General features: G+C 74.7%; 18 protein-coding genes and 3 tRNA genes. 10 read left to right on the top strand and 11 right to left on the bottom strand.

Annotation, left to right across the window (positions count from 1 at the left end; all coding sequences use genetic code 11):
- Positions 1-85 precede the first annotated feature (85 nt).
- From ACWPWW_RS13480 to ACWPWW_RS13460, 5 genes are all read left to right on the top strand, one after another.
- Positions 86-1,000, top strand: coding sequence for an ABC transporter ATP-binding protein (locus ACWPWW_RS13480; protein WP_454050873.1), 915 nt, complete (start codon positions 86-88; stop codon positions 998-1,000).
- Complete coding sequence (locus ACWPWW_RS13475) at positions 997-1,839, top strand: ABC transporter permease (protein ID WP_454050872.1); 843 nt, start codon at positions 997-999, stop codon at positions 1,837-1,839. Before ACWPWW_RS13480 ends, ACWPWW_RS13475 begins: the two co-directional genes overlap by 4 nt.
- Positions 1,840-1,906: 67 nt before the next feature.
- Positions 1,907-3,178: a sensor histidine kinase gene (locus ACWPWW_RS13470; RefSeq protein ID WP_454050871.1), complete on the top strand. Its 1,272-nt coding sequence runs from the start codon at positions 1,907-1,909 to the stop codon at positions 3,176-3,178.
- Between the two features lie 95 nt (positions 3,179-3,273).
- Complete coding sequence (locus ACWPWW_RS13465) at positions 3,274-3,840, top strand: response regulator (protein WP_454051820.1); 567 nt, start codon at positions 3,274-3,276, stop codon at positions 3,838-3,840.
- Between the two features lie 38 nt (positions 3,841-3,878).
- The gene (locus ACWPWW_RS13460) at positions 3,879-4,919 is read left to right on the top strand and encodes an adenosine deaminase (RefSeq protein WP_454050870.1); all 1,041 of its coding nucleotides are present in this window, start codon (positions 3,879-3,881) and stop codon (positions 4,917-4,919) included.
- A gap of 25 nt (positions 4,920-4,944) precedes the next feature.
- Here the strand turns inward: ACWPWW_RS13460 and ACWPWW_RS13455 are convergent, their stop codons facing one another.
- The 3 genes from ACWPWW_RS13455 to ACWPWW_RS13445 are packed head-to-tail and all read right to left on the bottom strand — an operon-like array spanning position 4,945 to position 8,793.
- Positions 4,945-6,039, bottom strand: coding sequence for a UDP-N-acetylmuramate dehydrogenase (locus tag ACWPWW_RS13455; RefSeq protein ID WP_454050869.1), 1,095 nt, complete (start codon positions 6,037-6,039; stop codon positions 4,945-4,947).
- The gene (locus ACWPWW_RS13450) at positions 6,036-7,268 is read right to left on the bottom strand and encodes an MFS transporter (protein ID WP_454050868.1); all 1,233 of its coding nucleotides are present in this window, start codon (positions 7,266-7,268) and stop codon (positions 6,036-6,038) included. The genes ACWPWW_RS13455 and ACWPWW_RS13450 overlap by 4 nt, the downstream gene beginning before the upstream one ends.
- 28 nt (positions 7,269-7,296) lie before the next feature.
- Positions 7,297-8,793: an MFS transporter gene (locus ACWPWW_RS13445; RefSeq protein ID WP_454050867.1), complete on the bottom strand. Its 1,497-nt coding sequence runs from the start codon at positions 8,791-8,793 to the stop codon at positions 7,297-7,299.
- Positions 8,794-9,066: 273 nt separating this feature from the next.
- Between ACWPWW_RS13445 and ACWPWW_RS13440 the strand changes: the two genes are divergently transcribed.
- Positions 9,067-10,134 carry a LacI family DNA-binding transcriptional regulator gene (locus ACWPWW_RS13440; RefSeq protein WP_454050866.1) on the top strand — a complete coding sequence of 356 codons (1,068 nt, stop codon included), beginning with the start codon at positions 9,067-9,069 and terminating at the stop codon, positions 10,132-10,134.
- Positions 10,135-10,147: 13 nt separating this feature from the next.
- Here the strand turns inward: ACWPWW_RS13440 and ACWPWW_RS13435 are convergent, their stop codons facing one another.
- From ACWPWW_RS13435 to ACWPWW_RS13410, 6 genes are all read right to left on the bottom strand, one after another.
- Positions 10,148-10,573 (bottom strand): MaoC family dehydratase, encoded by a 426-nt coding sequence (locus ACWPWW_RS13435; RefSeq protein ID WP_454050865.1) that lies wholly within the window; start codon positions 10,571-10,573, stop codon positions 10,148-10,150.
- A complete protein-coding gene (locus ACWPWW_RS13430) occupies positions 10,573-11,022 on the bottom strand; it encodes an FAS1-like dehydratase domain-containing protein (RefSeq protein ID WP_454050864.1) in 450 nt (149 codons plus the stop codon). The genes ACWPWW_RS13435 and ACWPWW_RS13430 overlap by 1 nt, the downstream gene beginning before the upstream one ends.
- A 17-nt stretch (positions 11,023-11,039) precedes the next feature.
- Complete coding sequence (gene rpmG / locus ACWPWW_RS13425; protein WP_066582309.1) at positions 11,040-11,210, bottom strand: 50S ribosomal protein L33; 171 nt, start codon at positions 11,208-11,210, stop codon at positions 11,040-11,042.
- An 83-nt stretch (positions 11,211-11,293) separates the two neighbouring features.
- Positions 11,294-11,367, bottom strand: a tRNA-Met gene (locus ACWPWW_RS13420).
- Positions 11,368-11,414: 47 nt separating this feature from the next.
- Positions 11,415-11,486, bottom strand: a tRNA-Thr gene (locus ACWPWW_RS13415).
- Positions 11,487-11,654: 168 nt separating this feature from the next.
- A tRNA-Tyr gene (locus ACWPWW_RS13410) sits at positions 11,655-11,736 on the bottom strand.
- 127 nt (positions 11,737-11,863) lie between these two features.
- Here ACWPWW_RS13410 and ACWPWW_RS13405 point away from each other — a divergent pair.
- Positions 11,864-12,364, top strand: a complete 501-nt coding sequence (locus ACWPWW_RS13405; RefSeq protein ID WP_454050863.1) for a YajQ family cyclic di-GMP-binding protein — start codon at positions 11,864-11,866, stop codon at positions 12,362-12,364.
- A 63-nt stretch (positions 12,365-12,427) separates the two neighbouring features.
- On the opposite strand, the gene htpX is transcribed toward ACWPWW_RS13405, so the two are convergent.
- Positions 12,428-13,303 carry a zinc metalloprotease HtpX gene (htpX, locus tag ACWPWW_RS13400; RefSeq protein WP_454050862.1) on the bottom strand — a complete coding sequence of 292 codons (876 nt, stop codon included), beginning with the start codon at positions 13,301-13,303 and terminating at the stop codon, positions 12,428-12,430.
- A gap of 126 nt (positions 13,304-13,429) precedes the next feature.
- Here htpX and ACWPWW_RS13395 point away from each other — a divergent pair, with 126 nt between their 5' ends.
- From ACWPWW_RS13395 to ACWPWW_RS13385, 3 genes are read left to right on the top strand one after another with little or no spacing between them, the layout of a single operon-like run.
- Positions 13,430-14,284: an ABC transporter substrate-binding protein gene (locus ACWPWW_RS13395; RefSeq protein ID WP_454050861.1), complete on the top strand. Its 855-nt coding sequence runs from the start codon at positions 13,430-13,432 to the stop codon at positions 14,282-14,284.
- Positions 14,284-15,189 (top strand): amino acid ABC transporter permease, encoded by a 906-nt coding sequence (locus ACWPWW_RS13390; protein WP_454051819.1) that lies wholly within the window; start codon positions 14,284-14,286, stop codon positions 15,187-15,189. Before ACWPWW_RS13395 ends, ACWPWW_RS13390 begins: the two co-directional genes overlap by 1 nt.
- Complete coding sequence (locus ACWPWW_RS13385; protein ID WP_454050860.1) at positions 15,186-15,929, top strand: amino acid ABC transporter ATP-binding protein; 744 nt, start codon at positions 15,186-15,188, stop codon at positions 15,927-15,929. Before ACWPWW_RS13390 ends, ACWPWW_RS13385 begins: the two co-directional genes overlap by 4 nt.
- 111 nt (positions 15,930-16,040) lie before the next feature.
- Here ACWPWW_RS13385 and ACWPWW_RS13380 read toward each other — a convergent pair whose 3' ends face one another.
- Entirely contained in the window at positions 16,041-17,459 is a 1,419-nt protein-coding gene (locus ACWPWW_RS13380) for an FAD-dependent oxidoreductase (protein ID WP_454050859.1), read from the bottom strand.
- Positions 17,460-17,624: the final 165 nt, after the last annotated feature.

The following is a 17,624-nucleotide window of genomic DNA, read 5'->3' as shown; positions in this document are numbered from 1 at the left end:
AGCCGGCCGTCCACCGAACGGTGGACACCCGTCCCCGTCCGCCGGTCGTCGCGCCACCGCGTGCCCCGCGGCCAGGCTGGCTGCCATGGACGACAGCGACCTGGCGGTCCGGGTGACCGGGCTGCAGAAGCGGTACGGCGAGAAGCGCGCCGTCGACGGGCTGGACCTCACGGTCGGCCGGGGCGAGATCGTCGCCGTGCTCGGGCCGAACGGCGCGGGCAAGACGACCACGGTGGAGATCCTCGAGGGGTACCGGCGGCGGGACGCGGGGGACGTGCGCGTCCTGGGCGTCGACCCGCAGACCGCGGACCGCGCGTGGCGCTCCCGGATCGGCATCGTGCTGCAGACCAGCAACGACCTGGCCGAGGCGACGGTCTCCGAGCTGGTGCACCACTTCGCCCGGTACTACCCCGCCCCGCGGGACCCCGACGAGGTGATCGACGCCGTCGGGCTGCGGGAGAAGGCGCGCACGCGCAGCCGGCAGCTGTCCGGCGGTCAGCGGCGGCGCCTCGACGTGGCGCTCGGCATCGTCGGGCGGCCCGAGCTGCTGTTCCTCGACGAGCCGACGACCGGGTTCGACCCCGAGGCGCGGCACGCGTTCTGGGACCTGATCGCGGGACTGCGCGACGGGGGCACCACGATCGTGCTGACCACGCACTACCTGGAGGAGGCCGAGCACCTGGCCGACCGGGTCGCCGTCGTCCGGTCCGGGCACGTCGTCGCCGTGGACACCCCGGCCGACCTCGGCGGGCGCTCCGCCCGGCGCGCGGTCGTCCGGTGGACCGAGGGCGGCGCGCACCGGCAGGAGCAGACCGACTCCCCGACCGCGCTGGTGTCGGCGCTCGCCGCACGCCTCGGCGGGCCGGCGGGCGAGGTGCCCGGGCTGCAGGTGCTGCGGCCGACGCTCGAGGACGTGTACCTGGGGCTGATCGCCGACGACGAGGCGGCCGCCGCCACCGCAGGTCAGCCCGCACTCGTGACGACGGAGGCCACCCGATGAGCGCCGGCACCCTGTCCCCGGCGGCCGGTCCCCGGCTGCCCGGCACGCTGCGCCTGGGCGTCGAGCGCGCCCGGTACGAGATCCGCGGGTTCTTCCGCGAGCGGGACGCGATCGTCTTCATCTTCGCGTACCCGATCATCATGCTGGCGATCTTCGCGACGGTGTTCGGCCAGGACGGCGCGGAGGTCGCCGACGGCGTCCCGTTCGCGCAGTACTTCCTGCCCGGGATGATCGCGACCGGCGTGCTGCTGTCGTCGTTCCAGTCGCTGGCGATCTCGATCCCGGTCGAGCGCGACGAGGGCGGGCTGAAGCGCCTCGGCGGCACGCCGCTGCCGGCGGCGGCGTACTTCCTCGGCAAGGTCGGCCAGGTGCTGGTGGTGTCGGTGGTGCAGGTGGCGCTGCTGCTGGTGGTGGCCGCGACGCTGTTCGACGTGCCGATGCCGGGCACCGCGGCGCTGTGGGGCACGTTCGCGTGGGTGTTCGTGCTGGGCGTCGCGACCGGCGCGGTCTGCGGCGTCGGCTTCTCCTCGCTGCCGCGCTCCGGCCGGTCCGCGAGCGCCGTGGTGACCCCGGTGGTGCTGGTGCTGCAGTTCATCTCGGGCGTGTTCTTCACGTTCTACGACCTGCCGAGCTGGATGCAGCAGGTGGCGTCGGTGTTCCCGCTCAAGTGGATGGCCCAGGGCATGCGGTCGGTGTTCCTGCCGGAGGAGGCCGCCTCGCTCGAGGTCGGCGGGTCCTGGCAGCACGGCGCGACCGCGGCGGTGCTGATCGCCTGGCTCGTCGTCGGGCTGGTCGTCGGGGTGCGGACGTTCCGGTGGCGCCGGCGTGACGACGGCTGAGCTCCCGCCCCCCGGCCCTGGGCCACACTGGGGGCGTGGCCGCAGCCGGGACCTGGCGGGCGACGCGGTGACCGCCGCGTCGCCCGCCGGCGTGCCCGCCGCCGGCGCACGTGCCGCCGACCGCACGGAGTTCTGGCGCCGGGCGATGCGCGGCTGGGACCTCGCGTTCTACGCGCTGCTGGGGATCAGCGCGGTGTCGATGGTCGCGGTGGACCACGCCGTCCCGCCGTCGGGGCTGACGCTGGTGGTGCTCGGCGGGCTGGTCGTGCTGCTCGCCGCCTACCTGCTGCTCGGGCGCCGGGGTGCCCGGCGCGGCGACGTGCGGCTCACCCGGGCGTACCTGGTCGTGCTGGTCGCCGTCGTCGCGCTGGCCAGCGGGGTGAACTCGCTGGGGTCGATCCTGCTGTTCATCGGCTTCTCGCAGGTGTGGTTCTTCGCGACGAGCCTGCGCGCGGGCGTGGTGGCCTCAGTGCTGCTCGCGGTCGCCAGCTCCGCCGCCATGGCGGTCGGCGCCTCCGCCGCGGGCGAGTCGCCGTCCACCGGGGACCTGCTGGTGCTGGCCGGGCAGATGGCCATCGGGCTGATCTTCTCCCTGGCCCTCGGCTTCTGGATCACGCGCGTCGCCGAGCAGTCCGAGGAGCGCGCCGGCCTCATCGAGCGGCTGGAGGCGGCGCAGGCCGAGCTCGCCGCGAGCAACCACGCGCAGGGCGTGCTGGCCGAGCGGGAGCGGGTGGCGCAGGAGATCCACGACACCCTCGCGCAGGGCTTCACCAGCGTGGTGATGCTCGCGCAGACCGCGCAGGCGCAGATCGAGGTCGGGCAGACCGAGCAGGCGCGCGACCGGGTCACCCAGATCGAGCGCGTCGCCCGGGACAACCTGGCCGAGGCCCGGGCGCTGGTCGCGGCGTTCGGGCCCGCCGCCCTCGCCGACGCCACCCTGGCCGAGGCCCTGGAGCGGCTGGCCGAGCGGTTCCAGGCCGAGACGGGTGTGCAGGTCGACGTCCGGCTCGACACCGCGGGCGCGGCGGGCCCGGCCGGGCGGGACACCGAGGTGGTGCTGCTGCGCGCCGCGCAGGAGGCGCTGGCCAACGTCCGCAAGCACGCGGGCGCCCGCCGGGTGCTGCTGCGGCTGGCGCAGGACGAGGGCGGCGTCGAGCTGGAGGTGCTGGACGACGGGCAGGGCCTGGCCGCCGGCACCGCGGAGGGCGTGGGGCTGCGCGGCATGCGGGACCGGGTGACCGCCGGCGGCGGGACGCTCGAGGTGGCCGGGGAGCCCGGCCGCGGGACGCGCGTGCGGCTCGCGCTGCCGCTGCGCGACGACGGGACGGGGACGGCGTGACGGGCGGGCAGGAGCAGGACGGGCGCGGACCGGACGGGCGGGTCCGGGTGCTGGTGGCGGACGACCACCCGGTGGTCCGGTCGGGGCTGGTCGGCATGCTGACCGTCGAGCCGGACGTCGAGGTGGTCGGCGAGGCGGCCGACGGCGCCGCCGCGGTGGAGGCGGCGCGGGCGCTGCGGCCCGACCTGGTGCTGATGGACCTGCGGATGCCGGTCCTGGACGGTGCCGCGGCCACCGCCCGCATCACCGCCGAGCTGCCGGGCGTGCACGTGCTGGTCCTGACGACGTACGAGACCGACGCGGACATCCTGCGCGCCGTCGAGGCGGGCGCCACCGGCTACCTGCTGAAGGACACTCCCCGCGAGCAGCTGGTGGCGGGGGTGCGGGCGGCCGCGCGGGGCGAGTCGGCGCTGTCGCCGTCGGTCGCGTCCCGGCTCGTGCAGCAGGTGCGCCGGGACGCCGACCGGCTGACGGCCCGCGAGCTCGAGGTGCTGGCCGGCGTCGCGCGCGGGCTGTCGAACGCCGGGATCGGCCGGGAGCTGTTCATCGCGGAGGCCACCGTGAAGACGCACCTGCTCCGGTCGTTCACCAAGCTCGGCGTCGACGACCGCACCGCGGCGGTGACGGTCGCGATGCAGCGCGGCCTGCTGCCCGCGCCCTGACGCGCGCCGCGAGCGCCGGGATCAGGCAGACTCGCCTGGTGCGAGACCTGGCCCTGCTCCCGAAGGCGCACCTGCACCTGCACTTCACCGGCTCGATGCGCGTGTCCACCCTGGCCGAGATGGCGGTCGACCGCGGCGTCCGGCTGCCCGCCACGCTGCTCGACGGCGAGGGCCTGCGGGTGCCGGCCGACGAGCGCGGCTGGTTCCGGTTCCAGCGGCTGTACGACGCGGCGCGCGCGTGCGTCCGCGGCGAGGCGGACCTGCGCCGGATCGTCCGGGAGGCCGCGGCCGACGACGCCGCCGAGGGATCCGGCCGCCTCGAGATCCAGGTGGACCCGACGTCCTACGCGCCGCCCGTCGGGGGCATCACCCCGGCGCTCGAGATCGTGCTGGACGAGGCGCGCGCCGCGAGCGCGGAGCTCGGGATCGAGGTCGCCGTGGTGGTCGCCGCCTCGCGGATGCGGCACCCGCTCGACGCGCGGATCCTCGCGCGGCTGGCGGCGCGGTACGCCGGGGACGGCCCGGGCGAGGTGATCGGGTTCGGCCTGAGCAACGACGAGCGGCGGGGCGAGACGTCCGAGTTCGCGCCGGCCTTCCACATCGCCCGGCGCGCGGGACTCGCCTCCGTCCCGCACGGCGGCGAGCTGCTGGGGCCCGCGCACGTGGAGGACGTCCTGGAGGCGCTCGTCCCGGACCGGCTGGGCCACGGCGTGCGGTCGGCGGAGGACGGCGCGCTGCTGCGCCGGATCGTCGACCGCGGCGTCGCCCTGGAGGTGTGCCCGGCGTCGAACGTCTCGCTCGGGGTCTACCGGGAGGCGGCCGACGTCCCGTTGCGCCGGCTGGTGGAGGCGGGCGCCACGGTGGCGCTGGGCGCGGACGACCCGCTGCTGTTCGGCTCCCGGCTGGTCGAGCAGTACACGACGGCGCGCGAGGTGCACGGGTTCACCGACGAGGAGCTGGCCGAGCTGGCCCGCGGGTCGATCCGGGCGAGCCGCGCGTCGGACGCGACCCGGGCGCGGCTGCTCGCCGGCGTCGACGCCTGGCTCGCGAACGAGCCGGTTGGCCAACCCGTCAGTTGACCGATGGCCGCGTTGGCGGCGCTGGTCAGAGCGCCGTGCCGACGACGACCGGCTCCGCCTCCAGCGTGATGCCGAACCGCTGCGCGACACCGTCCCGCACGGTCCGCGCGAGCGCCAGGAGGTCGCCGGCGTTGGCCCCGCCGCGGTTCGTCAGCGCGAGGGTGTGCTTGGTCGACAGCGCCGCCGGCCCCGGCAGGCCGTAGCCCTTGGTGAAGCCGGCCTGCTCGATGAGCCACGCGGCGCTGGTCTTCACCAGGCCGTCCCCGGCGGGGTAGCGCGGGGCGCCCTCGGGCAGCTCGTCCGCATCGGCCGCGGTGAGCACCGGGTTGGTGAAGAACGAGCCGGCCGACCGGGTGTCGGGGTCGGACGCGTCCAGCACCATGCCCTTGCGCCCGCGCAGCGCGAGCACGGCGGCGCGCACGTCCGGCAGCGGCGCACGCTCCCCCACGGCGATGCCCAGCTCCCGCGCGAGCTCGGCGTACCGGATCGGCTCGGACAGCTGGGCCACGCGGAGCTGGAACGTCACGTCGAGCACCACGTACCGCGGCGTCGGGAACCAGGGCGCACCGGGGTCGGCGGCGTCCGGCAGCGCGCGCATCGACCGCTTGAGCAGCGACGTGCGGTAGCCGAACTGCAGGTCGACCAGCGGCAGCGTCCGGACGCGGGCGCGGCTGCGGTCCCAGACGCGCACCGTGGCGATGGTCTGGGAGACCTCCTGCCCGTACGCGCCGACGTTCTGCACGGGCGTCGCGCCCGTCGACCCCGGGATGCCGGACAGCGCCTCGATGCCCTTGAGCCGGTGCGCGGCGGCGTGCGCGACGACGTCGTCCCAGGGGGTGCCGGCGACGGCGGTCACGGTGACGCCCGCGCAGGCGGAGTGGTCCGGCGTGGTCAGGTCCTGGCGCACGTCCCGGACGACCACGCCGTCGAAGCCCGCGTCGGACACGAGCAGGTTCGAGCCGCCGCCGAGCACCAGCAGCGGCGTGCCCTCGTCGTCGGCGGTGCGGACCGCGTCGATCAGCTCGGCCTCGGTCGTGGTCTCCACGAGCCGGCCCGCGGGGCCGCCCACCCCGAAGGTGGTCAGCTGGCTGAAGGTCGCGGACTGCACGTCGGTCGTCACGGGACGAGCGTAGGCCGGTCGACCGGCTCCCGCCGCGCCGGCGCCGCGGCGTTCACGACCAGCAGACCGACGACGACCGGCACCGCGATGGCGAGCAGCGCGTGCCGGTACCCGACGTGCTCCGCCAGGAGCCCGAGCAGCGGCGGGCCGGCCAGGAACGCGCTGTACCCGATGGTCGACACCACGCTCACGCGGGCGGCGGCGTGCAGCGGGTCGTCGCTCGCGGCGCTCATCCCCACGGGGAAGCCCAGGGCCGCGCCCATCCCCCACAGCACCGCGCCGGCCAGGGCCAGCCACAGCATGTCCTCGGGCACGAGGCCGAAGACCAGGAGCCCGACCAGCGCCAGCGCGGCGCACAGCCGCAGCACGGCGACCCGCCCGTACCGGTCGAGCAGGCCGGTGCCGAGGAACCGCATGACCGTCATCGCGGTGACGAAGACGGCGAACGACATCGCGCCCACCGCGTCCGCCTGGTCGAAGCCGTCGACGACCGCGAGGCTCAGCCAGTCGTTGCCGGCGCCCTCGGTGAGCGCGGCGGCCAGCACGACCAGGCCGATGAGCAGCGTCCGGGGCTCCAGCCACGCGGCGAACACCGAGCGGTGCGGCCGTGGCGCGTCCCCGTCCGCGGCCGGCGCGTGCTGCCCGGCGGGCAGGAACGAGCGCACCGCGACCAGCACCCCCACCGAGGACAGCGCGACGGCCACCGGCACGTGCACCTGCACGGGGACGTGCGCGGCCGCGAGGCCGGCGGCCAGGCCCGCGGCGACCACCGTCCCCAGGGAGAACCCCGCGTGGTAGCGCGGCATCACGGTCCGGCCCAGCTTCTGCTCGACGATCGCGCCCTCGAGGTTCATCGCGGCGTCCCAGACGCCCGTGCCGACGCCGAACACCACGAGGCCCGCCGCGGTCACCACGACCTCGCCCAGCGCCGCGCCGACCGTGGCGATCGCCAGGCCCGCGGCGTTCAGCAGCGCGAACCAGGCGACCGCGCGCACCGCGCCGATCCTGGTCACGACCAGCCCGGACAGCGGCAGCGCCACCAGCGACCCGCAGGAGCCGACCAGCAGCAGCAGCCCCATCTGCCCCTCGGACAGCCCGAGCGCGTCCCGGACCGCCGGCAGCCGCGCCGCCCAGCTCGAGAAGTTGAAGCCGGACAGCGCGAACACGACGAACACCGCGGTCGAGGCGGTGCGGACCGTGCGGGGGTCGAGCGGGGCGGGGTGCGTCATCGCGGGCTCCACGTCGTGCGGGTACGGGTCAGGACGGGTGGACCGGCTGCGGCGCGTGGTCGGGTGCGTGCTCCCGACGGACGCTACCGGACGGCACCACGCAGCCGGCGTCGTCCGCGGAGGCGACGTCGAGCGCCGGGACGGCGGCGGGCTCGACCGTGGCCACGACGGGCGCACCGGGGTCGTCCGCGGGGACGACCGTCGCCGCCACCGCGTCCGGGCGGCGGACCGTCCGGGCCAGCAGCACCGACGCGATCATCGCGACCGTGATCAGCAGCAGGGCGTGCCGGGTGCCCATCAGCTCCGCCGCGAGGCCGAGCAGCGGCGGCGCGGCCAGCGACGCGGTCGACGAGAACGCGGACACCACGGCCACCCGGCTCGCCGCACGCAGCGGGTCGTCCGACGCGGCGGCGATGCCCAGCGGCACGGTGAGCGCGGCGCCGAAGCCCCACGCGACGATCCCGACGGCGGCGACCGGCAGCGACGGCGCGAAGCCGAACAGCAGCAGGCCGCCGAACGACACCAGGCCCGAGGCGCGCAGCACCGCGACCCGGCCGTACCGGTCGATCAGCTTCGTGCCCAGCAGCCGCACGGCGGTCATCGCGCCGACGAAGACGCCGAACATCGCGGCGCCGACCGCCTCCACCTGGTCGAACCCGTCGACGACCGCGAGCGCGAGCCAGTCGTTCGCCGCGCCCTCGGACAGGGCGGCGGACATGATGACGACGCCGATCAGCAGCGTGCGGGGCTCGCGCCACGCACCCAGCGCCGAGCCGGGGCGGGCGACGCGGCGCACGCGGGCCGCGCGCAGGCGGCCGGCGATCCCGGCCTCGCGCGGGCTGCGGCCCTCGGCCCGGGCGTCCCGCGCGGCACGCTCGGCGGCGCGGTCCGTGGGCAGCGACTCGATCACGGCGCCCGGCACCGACAGCAGGCGCCACACCGTGCCGACCACGGCGGTCGCGGTGAACTGCGCCAGGAGCGGCACGTCGGCCACCGCGCAGAGCGCGCCGATGCCGGAGCCGAGCACCGAGCCGATGGAGAAGGCCGCGTGGAACTGCGGCAGCACGGTGCGGCCCATGCGGCGCTCGACGGCGGCGGTCTCCACGTTCAGCGGGACGTTGCCGATCGCGAAGCCGACGCCGGACAGGAAGATGCCCGCGGTCAGCACCGGCACCGACCCCACGGTCGGGCCGAGGCCGATCAGCACGTACGCCGCGGCGAACGCGACCATCGAGATGTAGAGGACGACCCGTCCGCCGTACCGGTTCACCAGCGCGCCGGCGACCGAGACGGTGGCCAGCGAGCCGACGGAGCCCGCGATGAGCAGGCCGCCGAGCTCCGCGGTCCCCAGGTCCAGCGCGTCCCGGACCGCGGGCAGCCGCGCGAGCCAGCCCGAGAGCATCAGGCCGCTCAGCGCGAACAGCCCCATCAGCAGCCAGCGCGCCCGCTGCACGGCCGGGTCGACGGGCAGGTGCGGCGTCGCGCCCCGGCCCGAGCGGCCCGCGGGCCGGCGGCTGCCGGTCACGGGACCTTCAGGTCGGGGTCGGCGGTTGGCCGGACGGAGAGGGGCGCGCCCGGTGCGGGCCCGCGGCTGGCTCACGGCAGCTCCAGTTCAGGACGAGGTGGGGTCAAGCAGAGGTATGGCGTGTCTCGAATCGATTCGATCCGCGCGCCGAGCGGGTCGGTCGAATCGATTCGGGGGATGCAGCAAGTCTGCGGGTACGCTGGCGGCGGCGTCAACAGACTTCATCCGCGTGTGATCGGCGCCTCTCCTCGACCCACCCCCGGAGGCCCGCCGGTGTCCCAGCGACCGACCCTGGCCGACGTGGCGGCCGCCGCGGGGGTGTCGGTCTCCACCGCGTCGCTCGCGTTCTCCGGCGCCGGCCCCATCGCGGACGCCACCCGGCAGCGGGTGCTCGACGCCGCCGCCGGCCTCGACTACTCCGGCCCCAACCCCCTCGGGCGGCAGCTCCGCAGCGGCCGCTCCGGCATCGTCGGCGTGGTCGTGGGCGACGCGCTCAAGCGGGCGTTCCGGGACCCGATCGCCGTGCAGCTGCTCGACGGCCTGGTCGACACGCTCGGCCCGCTCGGCCTCGGCGTCCTGCTGGTCCCCGGCCCCACCGACCCCGGCCAGCCCGCCGTCGACCCGCTGGTCGAGTCCGCGGCGATGGACGTGGCCGTGATGATCTGGGGCGGCACGCTCGACGACCCGACGCTGCGGGCGCTCGAGCGGCGCGGCATCCCCGCCGTCGTCGTCGAGGGGCACGACCTGCGCGACGTCGTCACCGTCGGCATCGACGACCGTGGCGGCGTCGCGGACGTCACCCGGCACCTGGTCGGGCTCGGTCACACCCGCATCGCCGCCGTCACGCTCCCGTTCGGCCCGGAACGCCGGCTCGGCCTGGCCGACGCGGCACGGCAGGAGCAGATCACCTGGACCGTCGCGCGCCGCCGGATCGACGGCCTCCTGGACGCCGGCGTCACGCCCGCCGCCGTCTACGAGACGCCCGCCTCGCTGGTCGAGCACGGCGCCGCCGCCGCGCGCACGCTGCTGGCCGGGCCGGCGGAGAACCGCCCCACCGCGGTGGTCGCGCACTCGGACCTGCTGGCCTCGGGCGTGGTGCTCGGCGCACGGGAGATGGGGCTGCGCGTGCCGGAGGACGTGTCGGTCGCCGGGTTCGACGGCCTCGACCTGCCGTGGCTCGCGCCCGACGTGCTCACGACCGTGGTGCAGCCGATCGCCGAGAAGGGCGCCGTCGTGGGACGCGCCGTCGAGGGCCTGCTGGCCGGCGCGACCCCGCCGGACGCGGTGCTGCCGGTGGAGCTCCGGGTGGGGACGACGACCGGTCCGGCGCCGCGCGCCTAGCCCGCGTCGGGCGTCAGGAGAGCCGGACGAGCGCCTGGCACTTGGCCAGCACGCGTGCGCCGCCGGCGGTGACGGTCAGGTCGACCCGCGCCGTGCGCGTCCCGGCGTCGAGCGCACCGACGGCCGCCACGACCTCGACGGTCGCGGCACCCGGGTCCGGCACCGGCACGGGCCGCGCGAACCGGGTCTGGTAGTCCAGCACCGCGCCGGGGTCGCCCAGCCAGTCGGCGACGACGCCGACGGCCGCGCCCATCGTCCACATGCCGTGCGCGATGACGCCGGGCAGCCCGACCTCGGTCGCGAACCGCTCGTTCCAGTGGATGGGGTTGAAGTCGCCGCTCGCACCGGCGTACCGGACCAGGCGGGACCGGTCGACGAGGAGCTCGCGGCGCGCGACCTCCTGGCCGACGGCCAGGTCCTCGAACGTGGGCAGCGCCATCAGGCGTCCTCCCCCCGGACCGCGAGCGTCGACGTCACCGTGGCGACGGGCTCCCCGTCCTCCGCGGCGATGACCGCGCGCGTCGTCACCATCGACAGCCCCGCGCGCTCGGTCACCGCGTCCACGTGCAGCACGGTGACCAGGCGGTCGCCGGCGTGGATCGGGCGGTGGTGGATGAACCGCTCGTCGGCGTGCACGACCCGGCTGAAGTCGATCCCCGCGTCGGGATCCTGGATCAGCTGGGCCTCGGCGCGCTGCGCCACGACGACGGCGAACGTCGGCGGCGCGATCACGTCGGGGTACCCGAGTGCTCGCGCCGCGTCGACGTCGGTGTGGGCCGGGTGCTGGGCACCGACCGCCTCCGCGAACTCGCGGAGCTTCTCGCGGCCGACCTCGTACGCCTCGTTCGGCGGGTACTGACGTCCCGCGTACTCGGGGTTGACGGCCACGACGATGTGCTGAGAGGTCAGCGGGTCTCGCGGTGGACCGTGTGACGGCCGTCGCGCGGGCAGAACTTCTTCATCTCGAGCCGGTCGGGGTCGTTCCGACGGTTCTTCTTCGTGATGTAGTTCCGCTCCTTGCACTCCGTGCACGCGAGCGTGATCTTCGGACGGACGTCCGAGCTCTTGCTGGCCATGGTCTTGCCACCTCTCGCGCCGAGACAGCGCTTGCGATCTTCGTCGACGCGCGCCGGCGGACGCGCGACTGGTTCAGTCCTTGTAGCGGGGGCGGGGCTCGAACCCGCGACCTCACGATTATGAGTCGTGCGCTCTCGCCAACTGAGCTACCCCGCCTCGGATGCACCGGCCAGGACGGGTCCTGACCAAGCGGCACACCACAGAGCCCCGAACGGGATTCGAACCCGTGACCTCTTCCTTACCAAGGAAGTGCTCTACCACTGAGCTATCGGGGCAGCGCGGACTAGGCTACACGGTGCTCCGGGCCGGTGCGAAATCGGCCCCTCGGCACGCGCGGTCGCGCCTGCCGGAGCCGGTCCCACCCGTCGCCAGGAGCAGGTCGAGCCTGCCCGTGCGTGCCGACGGGGCGCCCTCCCGGAGGAGAGACGCCCCGTCGACGTGCGTGGCGGGTGAGGGATTCGAACCCCCGTAGGCGTTGCCAGCTGATTTACAGTCAGCCCCCTTTGGCCACTCGGGTAACCCGCCAGGGTGCGCGCCACGGTGACTGCGTCTCCGGGGTGCGGATGGAAGGATAGCAAGGGATCGGGCCCGGACCGAAACCGGGGCCGTCGAGGGCACAGCAGCACCGGAGCACCACACGTCAGGAGGAGTCATGGCGAGCGAGTCGTCGTTCGACGTCGTCAGCAAGGTGGACCGCCAGGAGGTCGACAACGCGCTGAACCAGGCGGTCAAGGAGATCGCCCAGCGGTACGACTTCAAGGGAGTCGGCGCCTCGATCGCGTGGAGCGGCGAGAAGATCGTCATGATCGCGAACTCCGAGGAGCGCGTGCGCGCGGTGCTCGACGTCTTCCAGACCAAGCTGATCAAGCGCAACATCTCCCTGAAGGCGCTCGACACGGGCGAGGGCGACCCGAAGCCGTCCGGCAAGGAGTACCGCCTCGAGGGCGTCATCAAGGAGGGCATCTCCACCGAGAACGCCAAGAAGGTGACCAAGCTGATCCGCGACGAGGGGCCCAAGGGCGTCAAGACGCAGATCCAGGGCGACGAGGTCCGCGTGTCCGCGAAGTCCCGCGACGACCTCCAGGCGGTCATCGCGCTGCTCAAGGGCGCCGACGACATCGACGCGGCGCTGCAGTTCATCAACTACCGCTGACCCGCGGCACGACCGAGGCCGGGCACCCCGCGGGTGCCCGGCCTCGTCCCTCGCCCGGGTGGGTCAGTAGCGCTCGATCCCGCCCGTCCCCGCCATCCGCTCCAGCCGCGCGATGCGGTCGGCCATCGGCGGGTGGGTGGCGAACATCTTCCCGATGCCCGCCCCCGTGAACGGGTTGGCGATCATCAGGTGCGACACGTCGACCAGGTCGCGCTCCTGGGGCAGCGGCCGGGCGGCGGTGCCGCGCTCGAGCTTGCGCAGCGCCGAGGCCAGCGCGAGCGGGTCCCCGGTGAGGGCCGCACCGTCCTCGTCCGCGTCGTACTCGCGGGTCCGGCTGATCGCGAGCTGGATCAGCGTCGCGGCGACGGGGGCCAGGAACACCATCAGCAGGGCCGCGATCGGGTTGCCGCCGCGGTCGCGGTCGCTGCCGCCGCCGAAGAACAGGGCGAACTGGGCGACCGACGTGATCACGCCGGCCACCGCGGCCGCGATCGACGACGTGAGGATGTCGCGGTTGTAGACGTGCATCAGCTCGTGGCCGAGCACGCCGCGCAGCTCCCGCTCGTCGAGGATCTGCAGGATGCCCTCCGTGCAGCAGACGGCGGCGTTGCGGGGGTTGCGGCCGGTGGCGAACGCGTTGGGCGCGGCGGTGGGCGACACGTACAGGCGCGGCATCGGCTGCCGCGCGGCGGTGGAGAGCTCGCGGACGATCCGGTACATCCCGGGCTGCTCGATCTCCGACACCGGCCGCGCGTGCATGGCGCGGATCGCGATCTTGTCGGAGTTCCAGTACGAGTACGCCGTCATCGCGAGGCCGGCGAGCGCGAACAGGACGATGAACCGCCCGTTCGCGACGACGGCCCCGATGCCGAGCAGCACGGCCCAGAGCACGCCGAACAGCAGCGCCGTCTTGAGGCCGTTGTAGTGCCGGTGTCCCATGTGCGTCCTTCCCGTGCGAGGTGCCGGACATCTCGTCCCGCGTGGAGGACAACGCCGCGGCGACCTGGGAGGTTCCCCGTACGCTGTCCGCGCACACCCCCGATCAGACCTGCCCGAGGAGACGCCGTGCGCACCACCCGCTTGATCGTCCTGGCCGCTGCGAGCGCGCTGGCGCTCGCGGCGTGCGCCCCCGTCGACGACACCGCCGACGCCGGCTCGACCGGCTCCTCCGCCGCGACCGACGGCGCGCTCGACACCCTGACCGACGGCGTGCTGACCATCGGCACCTCGGACCCGGGCTACGAGCCCTGGGTCGTCGACAACGACCCGGCCAACGGCGAGGGCTTCGAGTCCGCCGTGGCCTACGCGGTGGCCCAGCAGCTCGGCTACGGCGAGGACCAGGTCGAGTGGGTGCCCGTCACGTTCGACCAGATCATCGCCCCCGGCGCCAAGAGCTTCGACTTCGCGATCAACCAGGTCTCGATCAGCCCCGAGCGCGCCGCGAACCTCGACTTCTCCTCCTCGTACTACGACACCGCGCAGGCCGTCGTCACCCTGGAGGGCTCGGCAGCCGCGGACGCCACGTCGCTGGCCGACCTGCAGGACCTGAAGCTCGGCGCGATGGTCGGCACCACGAGCCTGACCGTGGCGCAGGACGCGATCGACCCGAGCACCGACATCCAGGTGTTCAACGACAACGACCAGGTCAAGCAGGCGCTCACCGCCGGGCTGGTGGACGCGATCGTCGTCGACCTGCCGACGGCGCTCTACATCACCGCGGCGGAGCTCGACGGCGGCAAGGTGGTCGGCCAGCTGCCCGCGGGCGACGACGCCGACCAGTTCGGCCTGGTGCTCGACAAGGGCTCGGCGCTGACCGGCCCGGTCACCGAGGCCGTGGACGCGCTGCGCGAGGACGGCACGCTCGCCGACCTCGAGGCGCAGTGGCTGACCGACGCGGCCGGCGCCCCGGTCCTGCAGTAGTGCCCGCGGAGCCGACGACCGCTGCGGAGGGCACCCACCCCGCGTGGGTGCCGTCCGCGCGGCAGCGGGAGCGGGACGCCTACCGGCGCGGGCAGACCCGGCGGTCGACGGTCGTCGCGCTGGTCAGCACCGTGGTCGTCGCGGCCGTGGCGGTGCTCGGCCTGGTCAGCTCGCCGGGCTGGCCGCGGGTGCGGCAGTCGTTCCTGGACCCCGACGTCGCCTGGGCCGCGCTGCCCCACGTGCTCGAGGGGCTGTGGCTGAACGTCCGCGTGATGGCGGTGTCGGCCGTGCTGATCGTGGTCGTCGCCCTGCTGCTGGCGCTGGCGCGGACGCTGCGCGGGCCGGCGTTCTTCCCGCTGCGGGCGCTCGCCACCGGCTACGTCGACGTGTTCCGCGGGCTGCCGCTGATCCTCGTGCTGCTGCTGGTCGGCTTCGGCGTACCCGGCCTGCGGCTGCAGGGCGTGCCGACGTCGGCGGTCGTGCTCGGCGGGCTCGCGCTGGTCCTGACGTACTCCGCGTACGTGGCCGAGGTGTTCCGCGCGGGCATCGAGTCGGTGCACCCGTCGCAGATCGCCTCGGCCCGCTCGCTGGGGCTGACCCGCGGGCAGACCATGCGGCACGTCGTCCTGCCGCAGGCGGTCCGCCGCGTCATCCCGCCGCTGCTGAACGACCTGGTGTCGCTGTCCAAGGACTCCGGCCTGATCTCGATCCTCGGGGCCGTCGACGCCGTGCGCGCCGCCCAGATCCAGACGGCCGCGTACGCCAACTTCACCCCGTACGTCGTGGCGGGCGTGCTGTTCGTGCTGCTGACGATCCCGCTCACCCGGTTCACGGACGCGCTCGCGAAGCGCGGCGGGTGGCTCGGGTCGCAGAGCGGTCTCGCCGGGGCGGGGGCCATGCGATGACCGCGACCTCTCCCCTGCTGCGGGTCGACCGCGTCCGCAAGGCGTTCGGCGACCACGTCGTCCTCGACGACCTGTCGCTCGACGTCTCGGAGCACAAGGTCGTCGTCCTGATCGGCGCCTCGGGGTCCGGCAAGTCGACGCTGCTGCGCTGCGTCAACCTGCTGGAGGACGTCGACGACGGCGTCATCGAGGTGGCCGGGCAGGAGGTCACGGACCCCCGCGTCGACGCGAACGCGGTGCGCGCCCGGATCGGCATGGTCTTCCAGGCCTACAACCTGTTCCCGCACCTGCGGGTGCTGGACAACGTGACCCTCGCGCCGCGGCTGGTGCACAAGGTCGGCAGGGCCGAGGCCCGGGAGCGCGCGGCGGCGATGCTCGAGCGGGTCGGCCTCGGCGCGAAGGCGCACGCCTTCCCCGACGAGCTGTCCGGCGGCCAGCAGCAGCGGGTGGCGATCGCCCGGGCGCTGGTCACCCAACCCGCGCTCATGCTGCTCGACGAGGTCACCAGCGCGCTCGACCCGGAGCTGGTCGGCGAGGTGCTGGACCTGCTCGGCGAGCTCAAGGACGAGGGCACCACGATGGTGGTCGCCACGCACGAGATGGCGTTCGCCCGGCACGTCGCCGACGAGGTGTGCTTCCTGCACCAGGGCCGGATCCTCGAGCAGGGCACCGCGGACCAGGTCCTCGGCGCCCCGCGCGAGCCGCGCACGCAGGAGTTCCTCCGCCGCATCACGGGCTAGACCCGGCCGGCCCCGCGAGGTCGAGGGGTTGCGGCGAGGTCGAGGGGTTGAGCGCCCTGCTGGGCGACAACCCCTCGACCTCACGCGGCGCGGCGGCGCGTCGCCCGCCGGTCAGGACTCGTCGGCCGCCAGGGCCAGGGCGACGCGGACCATCTCCTCGCGGGGGACGACCTTGACCCGCTCGCGCCCGTGCGGCTCGCCGAGCGAGCGCTCGTACGCGTCGAGCAGCTCCCACCCGGCCCACTGGATCGCCTGGACGCCGCGCGCGGCGAGGGCGTCGAGCACGGCCTGCGGGTCGGGCTCGGTCGCGGACAGGAACGGGTTGCCGTCCTCGGTCACGTCGCCGGCGTCCTCGACCAGGTGGCGGATCGTCTCGCTCGCGTCGGACTTGGTGTGGCCGATCAGTCCGACCGGGCCGCGCTTGATCCAGCCGGTGGTGTAGACGCCGGGCACCGGCTCGCCGTCGACGTCCACGACGCGGCCCTCGCGGTTCGCGATGACGCCCTTGCCCTCGTCGAAGGGCACGTCGACCAGCGGCGAGCCGAAGTAGCCGACGGCGCGGTACACGGCCTGCACGGGCCAGTCGTGCAGCTGCCCGGTGCCCGCGACGGTGCCGTCGCCCGCGAGCGCCGTGCGCTCGGTGCGCAGTCCGACGACCCTGCCGTCCTCGCCGAGGACCTCGACCGGCTTGTGCAGGAAGTGCAGGTGGATGCGGCGGCTCGCCGTCATCTCCTCCGGCTCCTTCAGCGTCCAGTCGGTGAGGGTCTTGACGACCTGCTTGGTCTGGTTCGACGAGTGGATCGCGGCCATCGAGCCCTCGTCGAAGTCGAAGTCCTCCGGGTAGACGACGACGTCGACGTCGGGGACGTGCCCGAGCTCGCGCAGCTCCAGCGGGGAGAACTTCGCCTGCGCCGGGCCGCGGCGGGCGAAGACGTGCACGTCCGTGACCGGGTTGGCGAGCAGGCCGTCGTAGACGTTCTGCGGGACCTCGGTCGGCAGCAGGTCCTCGGGGTGCTTGGCGAGCACCCGGGCGACGTCCAGCGCGACGTTGCCGGCACCGAGCACCGCGACGTGCTGCGCCTCGAGCGGCCACGTGCGCGGCACGTCCGGGTGGCCGTCGTACCAGGACACGAAGTCGGCGGCGCCGTAGGAGCCGTCCAGGTCGATGCCGGGGATGGCGAGGTCGGCGTCGCGGATGGCGCCGGTCGCGAAGATCACCGCGTCGTAGTGCCGGCGCATGTCCTCGAGCTTGAGGTCGCCGCCGTAGTCGACGTTGCACAGCAGCCGGATGTCGCCGCGCTCGAGCACCTTGTGCAGCGCCACGATGATCTGCTTGATCCGCGGGTGGTCGGGCGCGACGCCGTACCGGACCAGCCCGAACGGGGCGGGGAGGCGCTCGATCAGGTCGATCGACACGTCCAGGCCGGACCGGCTGAGGATGTCCGAGGCGTAGATCCCGGCGGGTCCGGCGCCGACGACGGCCACGCGGACAGGGCGGTTCGAGCTCACGCAGGTGCCTTCCGTGTACATGGTCCCGGCACGTCGCTGCGGCGCGGCCCCGGCGGCGTCGCGGGGGACGTCACGGCCGGTGCCCGGCGCGGCGCGCGCGGGGTGGAGCACCCAGTGTAGGACGGCCTAACTCTGCCGACCCGCGCGGATCTCCTGCCGTTCTCCGGGACCCCGCCCGCCGCGTGG

The organism is Cellulomonas sp. Marseille-Q8402 (assembly GCF_965119525.1).
Note: the sequence above shows the minus strand (reverse complement) of the source record. Positions and strands in the feature narration are given on the sequence as shown.

What these genes read in the sequence shown, in the direction of transcription:
- rpmG (WP_066582309.1), bottom strand. Translation starts at nt 11,210, where the DNA reads ATGGCCAGCAAGAGCTCGGACGTCCGTCCGAAGATCACGCTCGCGTGC.
- ACWPWW_RS13405 (WP_454050863.1), top strand. Translation starts at nt 11,864, where the DNA reads ATGGCGAGCGAGTCGTCGTTCGACGTCGTCAGCAAGGTGGACCGCCAG.
- ACWPWW_RS13475 (WP_454050872.1), top strand. Translation starts at nt 997, where the DNA reads ATGAGCGCCGGCACCCTGTCCCCGGCGGCCGGTCCCCGGCTGCCCGGC.
- ACWPWW_RS13465 (WP_454051820.1), top strand. Translation starts at nt 3,274, where the DNA reads ATGCTGACCGTCGAGCCGGACGTCGAGGTGGTCGGCGAGGCGGCCGAC.
- ACWPWW_RS13480 (WP_454050873.1), top strand. Translation starts at nt 86, where the DNA reads ATGGACGACAGCGACCTGGCGGTCCGGGTGACCGGGCTGCAGAAGCGG.
- ACWPWW_RS13380 (WP_454050859.1), bottom strand. Translation starts at nt 17,459, where the DNA reads ATGTACACGGAAGGCACCTGCGTGAGCTCGAACCGCCCTGTCCGCGTG.
- htpX (WP_454050862.1), bottom strand. Translation starts at nt 13,303, where the DNA reads ATGGGACACCGGCACTACAACGGCCTCAAGACGGCGCTGCTGTTCGGC.
- ACWPWW_RS13385 (WP_454050860.1), top strand. Translation starts at nt 15,186, where the DNA reads ATGACCGCGACCTCTCCCCTGCTGCGGGTCGACCGCGTCCGCAAGGCG.
- ACWPWW_RS13435 (WP_454050865.1), bottom strand. Translation starts at nt 10,573, where the DNA reads ATGGCGCTGCCCACGTTCGAGGACCTGGCCGTCGGCCAGGAGGTCGCG.
- ACWPWW_RS13450 (WP_454050868.1), bottom strand. Translation starts at nt 7,268, where the DNA reads ATGACGCACCCCGCCCCGCTCGACCCCCGCACGGTCCGCACCGCCTCG.